General features: G+C 67.2%; 5 protein-coding genes and 1 pseudogene. 5 read left to right on the forward strand and 1 reads right to left on the reverse strand.

The features are described from left to right. Positions 1–28: 28 nt before the first annotated feature. On the reverse strand, positions 29–1,432 hold the full coding sequence (locus HMPREF3115_RS09195; protein WP_053298126.1) for a GntP family permease: 1,404 nt from the start codon (positions 1,430–1,432) through the stop codon (positions 29–31). A gap of 317 nt (positions 1,433–1,749) precedes the next feature. Here HMPREF3115_RS09195 and HMPREF3115_RS09200 point away from each other — a divergent pair. From HMPREF3115_RS09200 to HMPREF3115_RS09220, 5 genes and pseudogenes are all read left to right on the forward strand, one after another. Further along, positions 1,750–3,246 (forward strand): annotated as a pseudogene (locus HMPREF3115_RS09200) (sigma-54 interaction domain-containing protein). 114 nt (positions 3,247–3,360) lie between these two features. Then, positions 3,361–3,888, forward strand: coding sequence for a hypothetical protein (locus HMPREF3115_RS09205; RefSeq protein ID WP_006412208.1), 528 nt, complete (start codon positions 3,361–3,363; stop codon positions 3,886–3,888). A 61-nt stretch (positions 3,889–3,949) separates the two neighbouring features. After that, positions 3,950–4,234: a hypothetical protein gene (locus HMPREF3115_RS09210; RefSeq protein WP_012468072.1), complete on the forward strand. Its 285-nt coding sequence runs from the start codon at positions 3,950–3,952 to the stop codon at positions 4,232–4,234. A gap of 100 nt (positions 4,235–4,334) precedes the next feature. Beyond that, positions 4,335–4,628, forward strand: coding sequence for an H-NS histone family protein (locus HMPREF3115_RS09215; RefSeq protein WP_006407894.1), 294 nt, complete (start codon positions 4,335–4,337; stop codon positions 4,626–4,628). 598 nt (positions 4,629–5,226) lie between these two features. Then, positions 5,227–7,581 (forward strand): bifunctional acetate--CoA ligase family protein/GNAT family N-acetyltransferase, encoded by a 2,355-nt coding sequence (locus HMPREF3115_RS09220; protein WP_070554190.1) that lies wholly within the window; start codon positions 5,227–5,229, stop codon positions 7,579–7,581. Positions 7,582–8,191: the final 610 nt, after the last annotated feature.

Consider the following 8,191-nt stretch of genomic DNA (forward strand, 5'->3'; position numbering starts at 1 on the left):
CGTGCGAAGCGCCGCCCGCCGCAAGGAATTACACGAGCCCCGTCATGTAATACACGGCGATCACGAAGAACACCGCGAGCGTCTTGATCACGGTGACCGCAAAAATGTCGCGATACGACTCGCGGTGCGTGAGGCCCGTGACGGCGAGCAGCGTGATCACCGCGCCGTTGTGCGGCAGCGTGTCCATGCCGCCGCTCGCCATCGCGACGACCCGGTGCAGCACGTCCATCGGGATGTTGGCCGCTTGCGCGCCCTTGATGAACAGGTCCGACATTGCGGCGAGCGCGATGCTCATGCCGCCCGATGCCGAGCCCGTGATGCCCGCGAGCGAGCTGACCGACACCGCCGCGTTGACGAGCGGGTTCGGGATGCTCTTCAGCGCGTCGCCGACGACGAGGAAGCCCGGCAGCGCAGCGATCACGCCGCCGAAGCCGTACTCCGACGCGGTGTTCATCGCGGCGAGCAGCGCGCCGCCGACGGCCGCCTTCGAGCCGGCCGCGAAGCGTTCGCTGACGCGCTTGAACGCGGTCAGCACGACGAGCACGATGCCGAGCAGCAGTGCGGCCTCGACCGACCAGATCGCGACGACGGTCTTGATCGACGTCGTCACCGGCGCATGGACGCCCGGCAGCACTTCCGGCGCGACGGTGTACGACGCGGTGCCGTACCACTGCGGGATCAGCTTCGTGAATGCGAAGTTCGACACGCCGACCAGGATCAGCGGCAGGATCGCGAGCGCGGGATTCGGCAGCGACTGCGCTTCGACGCGCTCCGGCTCGTTGACGAGCGACGTGCCGTAGCCTTCGCCCTTCGCCATCGCCGAACGGCGGCGCCATTCGAGATACGCGAGACCGACGACGATGATGAACAGCGAGCCGATCGTGCCGAGTGCGGGCGCGGCCCATGCGGTCGTCTTGAAGAACGTGGTCGGGATGATGTTCTGGATCTGCGGCGTGCCGGGCAGCGAGTCCATCGTGAACGAGAATGCGCCGAGCGCGATCGCGCCCGGCATCAGCCGCTTCGGAATATTGCTCTGGCGATAGAGCTCGGCCGCGAACGGATAGACCGCGAACACGACGACGAACAGCGACACGCCGCCGTACGTGAGCAGCGCGCACACCGCGACGATTACCGCATTGGCGCGCGAGCGGCCGATGTAGCGGATCGCTGCATGGACGATCGACTCGGAAAAGCCGGACAGTTCGATCACCTTGCCGAACACCGCGCCGAGCATGAACACCGGAAAGTACAGTTTGACGAAGCCGACCATCTTCTCCATGAAGATGCCGGAGAAGACGGGCGCGACGGCGGCCGGATCGGTGAGCAGGACCGCGCCGAGTGCGGCGATCGGCGCGAACAGGATCACGCTGTAGCCGCGATATGCGGCAAACATCAGGAACGCCAGCGCGGCGAGGACGATCACGAAAGACAAGGGAAGTCTCCTAATTGCTTTGGTTGTTGTTCGGTCGGACGGTGCGCCGCGGACCGGCTCAGCTTCGTGCAGGTTTCGTGCCATCGGCCGCAATGCGCCGCCGGACGCGGGTCCGGCGTGGTCGGGCGGGCCCGCGCCGGCCAATGTCTGACGATTCTACGTGAAACGTCTCCAGACGGAGACGAATCGGCGATCGCGATCGCGTGTCGACTCGGCGAGGGTCTTCCCCGACAAGGCAATCCGGCGTGTCTCCGAAATGAGATAATCCGTCCCGATACGGAGACATCCGACCGAAGATACACGGAGACGACGACACGATGATGAACGACTGGACCCGGCTGCCCGCCAACTACGGCGACGTGCTGCGGCGCGCCGCCGAGTCGCTGTTTCGCACGTTCGAGGATTCGAGCGCGGGCACGGTGGTCGTCGATCGCGATGCGCGGATCGTCTGGATGAACGAGCGCTACGCGGCGCGTTTCGGCTTTGCCGATCCGCAGCAGGCCGTCGGCCTCGACTGCGAGGCCGTGATCCCGAACAGCCTGCTGCGCGAAGTCGTGTCGAGCGGCCAGCCGATCCTGCTCGACATCATGGAGACCGGCCGCGAACCGCTCGTCGTCACGCGGCTGCCGCTGAAGAACGAGGCCGGCGAGACGGTCGGCGCGATCGGCTTCGCGCTGTTCGATCAGCTGAAGACGCTCACGCCGATCTTCTCGCGCTACGCGCAGCTTCAGCAGCAGCTGATCGCGACGCAGCGCTCGCTCGCGCAGGCGCGCCGCGCGAAGTACACGTTCGCGAGCTTCGTCGGCACGAGCGCCGCGAGTCTCGAGACGAAACGACAGGCGCGCCGCGCCGCGCAAGTCGATTCGCCGGTGCTGCTGCTCGGCGAGACAGGCACCGGCAAGGAACTGCTCGCGCATGCGATTCACGCGGCGTCGGCGCGTGCGCTGCAGCCGCTCGTGACCGTCAACGTCGCGGCGATTCCCGACACGCTGCTCGAAACCGAGTTCTTCGGCGCCGCGCCCGGCGCGTATACCGGCGCCGATCGCAAGGGCCGCGTCGGCAAGTTCGAGCTGGCCGATCGCGGCACGCTGTTTCTCGACGAGATCGGCGACATGCCGTAGCCGCTGCAGGGCAAGCTGCTGCGCGTGCTGCAGGACAAGGAATTCGAACCGGTCGGGTCGAACCGCATCGTGCGCGCGGACGTGCGCATCATTGCGGCGACGTCGGCCGACCTGCCGGCGCTCGTCGCGGCCGGGCGCTTTCGCGCCGATCTCTATTACCGGCTCAATGTGCTGACGATTCATGCGCCGCCGCTGCGCGCGCGCGCGTCGGACATTGCGGCGCTCGTCTATGTGACGCTCGAGGAGCTCGCTGCGCAGCACGGGCGCGCCGCGCACTGCGAACTGACCGACGACGCGTTGCGGATGCTTTGCGCCTATCCGTGGCCGGGCAACGTCCGCGAGCTGCGCAACACGCTCGAGCGCGCGCTGATGCTGTCGGATCGCGCGATCATCGATGCACGTGCGCTCGCGCCGTTTCTCGGACCGACGCGCGTACATGCGGACGCCGCTCCGGCCGTGCCGGCGGGTGCCGTGACGGCGGGCGGCGCGGGCGCCGGTTCCAGGTCCGGCGCCGGCGACCCGCATGCCGGGCAGCACGTGTCGTATGCGGACGCGCTCGCGGCGTGGGAACGCCAGTTCTTCGTCGACGCGCTGGCCGCGTGCGACGGCAAGGTGGCGGAGGCCGCCGCGCGGATCGGCATCGGACGCGCAACGCTGTACAAGAAGCTCGCGGCGCTCGGTATCGGTCGATAGGCCGCTGCGGACCGCGCGGGCGCGCGCGCCTGCATGGTGCGCATCAGGTATGGGAACGATCGCGAAACACAGGCCGGCCGGCATGCACGTGCGAGTCGGCCGACAGGAGGCGATATGAAGCGAATCGGCATCGCAGGTTGGGTGACGTTGATGCTCGCGACGTCCGCGCTGGCGCAGACGGGCGATACCGAGGCGCCCACGGCGCGGCGCAACTGGTACAACGATCCGTTCGTTGCGCTGTCGCGGGACATCGCCGAATGCCCGTTGCCGCTCGGCCCGTGGATGACGAAGGCCGAGATGGAGGACGACGCGCACTACCGCGTCGAGCGCGGGACGACCTGCTGGCTCGCGCATCGCTGCACGAAGCCGAACTCCTATCTGTACGACGCGCCGATCGCGGATGCCGCCAAGGCGCATTTCGCCGGATCCGAACGGCTGCGCGGCACGAGCCTGTGGATCACCGTGCAGCGGCGCTTCGTCTATGTCGAAGGCTGTGCGAATCCTGGATTCGATCGACAGGCGCTGCAACGCGAATTCGAGGCGCTGCCCGATGTCGAACAGGTTTTCATTCGCATCACCGACGATCCGGCACGAACGTTGCCGTATCGGACGCGCGGGCAGCCGGACCGCACGCCCAATTGAACAATAGGCGGCCGTGCATGGCATACTCGCGACATTTAAAAAAAGGTTGACGGAAAGAACAATGAAACACATGCTTGCGTCGGTCTGTCGGGGGCCTCGGGCGTTGCTGCGCGGGGCCGGGTTGTTGGCGCTCGTCGCGGCGCTCGGCGGGTGCGGCGGCGGTGCGCCGCTGTTCACGTCCGACGGACGCCCGACTACGCAGGTTCAATGCACGGGCGACTCGTGGAGCAATTGCACGGACAATGCGCGCGCGATCTGCAACGGCGAGTACGACGTGCTCCAGCAATCGACGGATAACGGCACGCGAAGCCTGCTCTTCGCATGCCGCAAGAAAAGCGGCTATTGATCCCGCAATGGGCGGCCGAAAATACTTTCGGGTCACGCGCTTTTCTATTTGCTTGGTGTCGGCTATTTTTCATGAATAACCCTCAAGGAATCCCATCGATATGGCGACCTACCGGCAACTGTCCGTGCAACTCGAAAGGCTTCAGCAAAAAATCGACAAGGAACGCGAGAAGGCGATTGCCGACGCGATAGCCGAGATCCGGGCGAAAATCGACGAATTCGACATTACGCCGGAAGAGCTCGGTTTCCGGCCGCTCGGCGCGCCGAGCGCAAAGCCGAAGCGCACGTTGCCGCCGAAATATCGCAACCCGAAGACGGGCGAAACCTGGAGTGGCCGCGGGCGCGCGCCCGCGTGGCTCGGCAAGAACCGCACGCGATTCCTGATCGCCGACTGACTCCCGAAAATCCTCACCTTTCGCTTACCGACCGACGGTGCGACAGGCCTTGCGGCCGTCGCACCGTTCTGTTTTCCCACGCATGCAAAATGCATCGCGTCGCTGGACTGCGATGCGGCGTCACGCAATGGACCGATCGTATTTCGCGATTTCACCGCGATTCGGCTCGCTATCGCGGCGAATGTCGGTAAACGGCCGCGTAATTGCGCACGTTCTTGCCACGTTATTCGCCATGCGACGCGTGCGGACACAAAGCGCATTTTCATCACCGTACGCGGTAGCGCGCAGGGCTGGACGGTGTTCCCGAACATTCTCACCTTCGCTCCTGTAAAGCCTCACCTTTGACGGCGGCACGTGCATCGATGTACCGCGATGCGTCGGCGCTGCGATCGATGCACGCACGTCGCTCAGTGCGGTGCGCGGCACGCGATGTGTCGCCGGTCGACGCATGATGCGCGGCTTGACGGCCGGCGGACAGCTGGCCGTTCGGCATATAGGCAGCCGCGGGCCCTTCGCCTATGCTTGGGATTCGCGGATCGGTGTGCGGCGCGGAGCCGTATGCCGGTCGGGCCGTGTTTCGTCAGCCAGTGGAGCCGATGTGACTGTTCGCCATCTCGATGCCTTGTTCCAGCCCAGGTCCGTTGCGGTCGTCGGTGCGTCGTCGCGTGCGGGCAGTATTGGCGCAATGGTTTGGTCGCGCGTGCTCGACGGCGCGTTCGACGGTCCGGTGTGGCCCGTCAATCCGAAGCATCGCGAGCTCGACGGGCACGCGGTCGTACCGGACGTCGACCGGCTTCCTGCACCGCCGTCGGTCGCCGTGATCTGTACGCGTCCGGCGACGTGGGCCGGCATCGTACGCAAGCTCGGCGAACTGGGCACGCGTGTGGCGATCATCGTCGGCGATGCGCGCAGCGATGCCGATCGCGCGGCGCTCGATCGCGCGCTGAAGGCCGCGAAGCCGTTCGTGCTTCGCATCGTCGGGCCGGGCAGCCTCGGCGTGCTGTCGCCCGCGCGTCACGCGCATTTCGGCGCGCCCGCTTATACGGTGCGTTCCGGCGGTGTCGCATGGGTATCGCAATCGAATGCGCTGACGAACGCGGTGCTCGGCTGGGCGAACGCACGCGGCCTCGGCTTTTCGCACGTCGTCGCGCTCGGGGGCGAAGCCGACGTCGATGCGGGCGACGTGCTCGACTATCTCGCCAGCGATCCGGGCACGCGCGCGATCCTGCTCGAGCTCGACTCGGTTCGCGCCGCGCGCAAGTTCATGTCGGCCGCACGCGCGGCGGCGCGCAACAAGCCGGTGCTCGCGCTGCGCACCGGTCGTGCGGATCCCGGCGACGGGCTCTACACGGCGGCGTTCCAGCGCGCGGGGATCGTCCGCGTCGATGCGCTCGACGATCTGCTCGACGAAATCGAGACGCTCGGTGTCGGCCGCGTCACGGCGCGCGGCGCGGCGACGCTCGTGACGAGCGACGCCGGCGTCGCGAAGCTTGCCGTCGATGCGGTCGAGGACGTGCGCGTCGCATTGGCTGAATGGCCGGCCGAGGTCGCGGCCGCGATGTCGGCTGCGTTGCCGCATCTCGACACACCCGGCAATCCGCTCACGCTCGGCGACGATGCGCGGCCCGAGCATTTCGCCGCGGCGATCAAGGCGCTCGCGCCGTTTCCGCAAACAGGCACGCTGTTCGTCGTGCATTCGACGTCGCACAGCGCACCGGCCGATGCGGTGGCGCGCGTGCTGATCGACAACAGGCAGCACGCGCATCGCGGCGTGCTTGCGTGCTTCTTCGGCGCAGTCGATGCGGCCACACGCGACGCGCTGCATGCAAGCGGCATTCCCGTGCACTCGACGCCGCAGCGGCTTGCGCGAGCGTATGCGCGTCTCGTCGACTACAACCTCGGTCGCCAGTTGCTGATGCAGACGCCGGAAGGTACGCCTTCGCATCCGGCCGCGTGCATCGCGACCGCGCAAGCCGATGCGCGCCGGATGCTCGATGAGGGCCGGCATGCGCTGACGGGGGACGCCGCGCTGCACTGGCTGTCCCACTTCGGTCTGCACGGCGAGGCAGACGAGCCGCCCGGGGCCGCGATCGTCGACGTGACGGTCGACATGTACGACGATTCGAACTTCGGGCCCGTGTTTCGCTACGCCGTGCCGCCTGCCGACGGCGTATCGGCGCCGTTCGTCGTCTACGGGCTGCCGCCGCTCAACACGGTGCTCGCGCGTGCCGTGATCGCGCGTTCGCCTTATGCGCGGCGCGCGCCGATCGAGCCGGTGCTCGACGCACTGATCGCGCTGTCGCAGGTCGTATGCGACGTGCGCGAAGTCGTCGCGATGTCGCTCAGGTTGCGCGTGTCGCCGGGTCGCGTCAGCGTGATCGCGCCGCGCATAGCGCTCGCGGCCGGACGGAGCCGGCTTGCGATCATGCCGTATCCGCGCGCGCTCGAACGCACGCTCGACTGGCGCGGCGAAACCGTGACGATCCGTCCGATCCGTCCCGAAGACGAGCCCGCGCACAGCGAGCTGCTGCGCGCGATGACGCCCGAAGATCTGCGCATGCGCTTTTTCGGCGCGGTACGCAGCTTCGACCATTCGCAGATCGCGCGGATGACGCAGATCGACTACGACCGCGAGATGGCGTTCATCGCCGTCGTGAACGATGCGTCCGGGCAGGCGCACACGCTCGCCGTCGCGCGCGCGGTCAGCGATCCGGACAACGAGACGGCCGAATTCGCGATCGCGGTGCGGCCCGATCAGAAGGGCAAGGGGCTCGGGCGCCTGCTGCTCACGCGGATCATCGACTACGCGCGTTCGCGCGGCACCGCGTGGATGGTCGGCGAGGCGCTGCGCGAGAACGCGCCGATGATCGCGCTGGCGAAATCGTGCGGCTTCGAGGTGTCGGCGACGGAGGAGCCCGGTGTCGTCGGGTTCAGGATGAAGCTGCAGGCTTAGTGAGTGCGAGGGCTGGGTGCGAGGCGAATGCGCGGGCCGGTCCGTGCGAGCGCTGTTCGATTTCCCTGCAGCGGGAGTGGCCGCCGAGTGTGGCGATTCGCATCGCGACCCATCATCGGTATGGCAGGCGCGACCGTGAGACCGACGTCGTTCCGCGATGCACGTTCCCGCCGGCATTCCGGCTCGCGCGACCTCGACCGATCCCAAAAGGTGAGCTTTTTCAGGAGCGTCGCGTCGGGCATTTGCCATGCCAAACGGTGAGCCGATACGGGAGCGGCCGGTGAGCTTATGCAGGAGCCGAAAGTGAGCGTTTTCGGGATCGCTCGGTGAGGTTTTCCGGGACGAACCTGCCGACGCGAAGCGAAAACAGGCGGTAAGCGTCGGCCGGGCGCATCGGTGAGTGCTTGCGGGACCGCGCGGTGAGAGGGTGCGGGAACTGCCGGTGAGGGTCTGCAGGAGCCGAAGGTGAGCCTTTTCGGGAGGAGACGTGAGTGCTCACTGGCATTGAGGTGAGGTTTTACGGGAGCATGGTCGCGCGGTACGTTTTGGTGGGCGCGGGGCCGGCCTAAGCCGGCACGCGCGCCGCGCGCATCGCCCGCCGCGCGCATCG

The sequence above is a fragment of the Burkholderia sp. HMSC10F09 genome (assembly GCF_001806955.1).
In the GTDB taxonomy this organism is placed as follows: Bacteria; Pseudomonadota; Gammaproteobacteria; order Burkholderiales; family Burkholderiaceae; genus Burkholderia; species Burkholderia multivorans.

Excerpts from the sequence above, each read along its gene's own strand:
- HMPREF3115_RS09205 (WP_006412208.1), top strand. The coding sequence starts at position 3,361 with ATGAAGCGAATCGGCATCGCAGGTTGGGTGACGTTGATGCTCGCGACG.
- HMPREF3115_RS09210 (WP_012468072.1), top strand. The coding sequence starts at position 3,950 with ATGAAACACATGCTTGCGTCGGTCTGTCGGGGGCCTCGGGCGTTGCTG.
- HMPREF3115_RS09215 (WP_006407894.1), top strand. The coding sequence starts at position 4,335 with ATGGCGACCTACCGGCAACTGTCCGTGCAACTCGAAAGGCTTCAGCAA.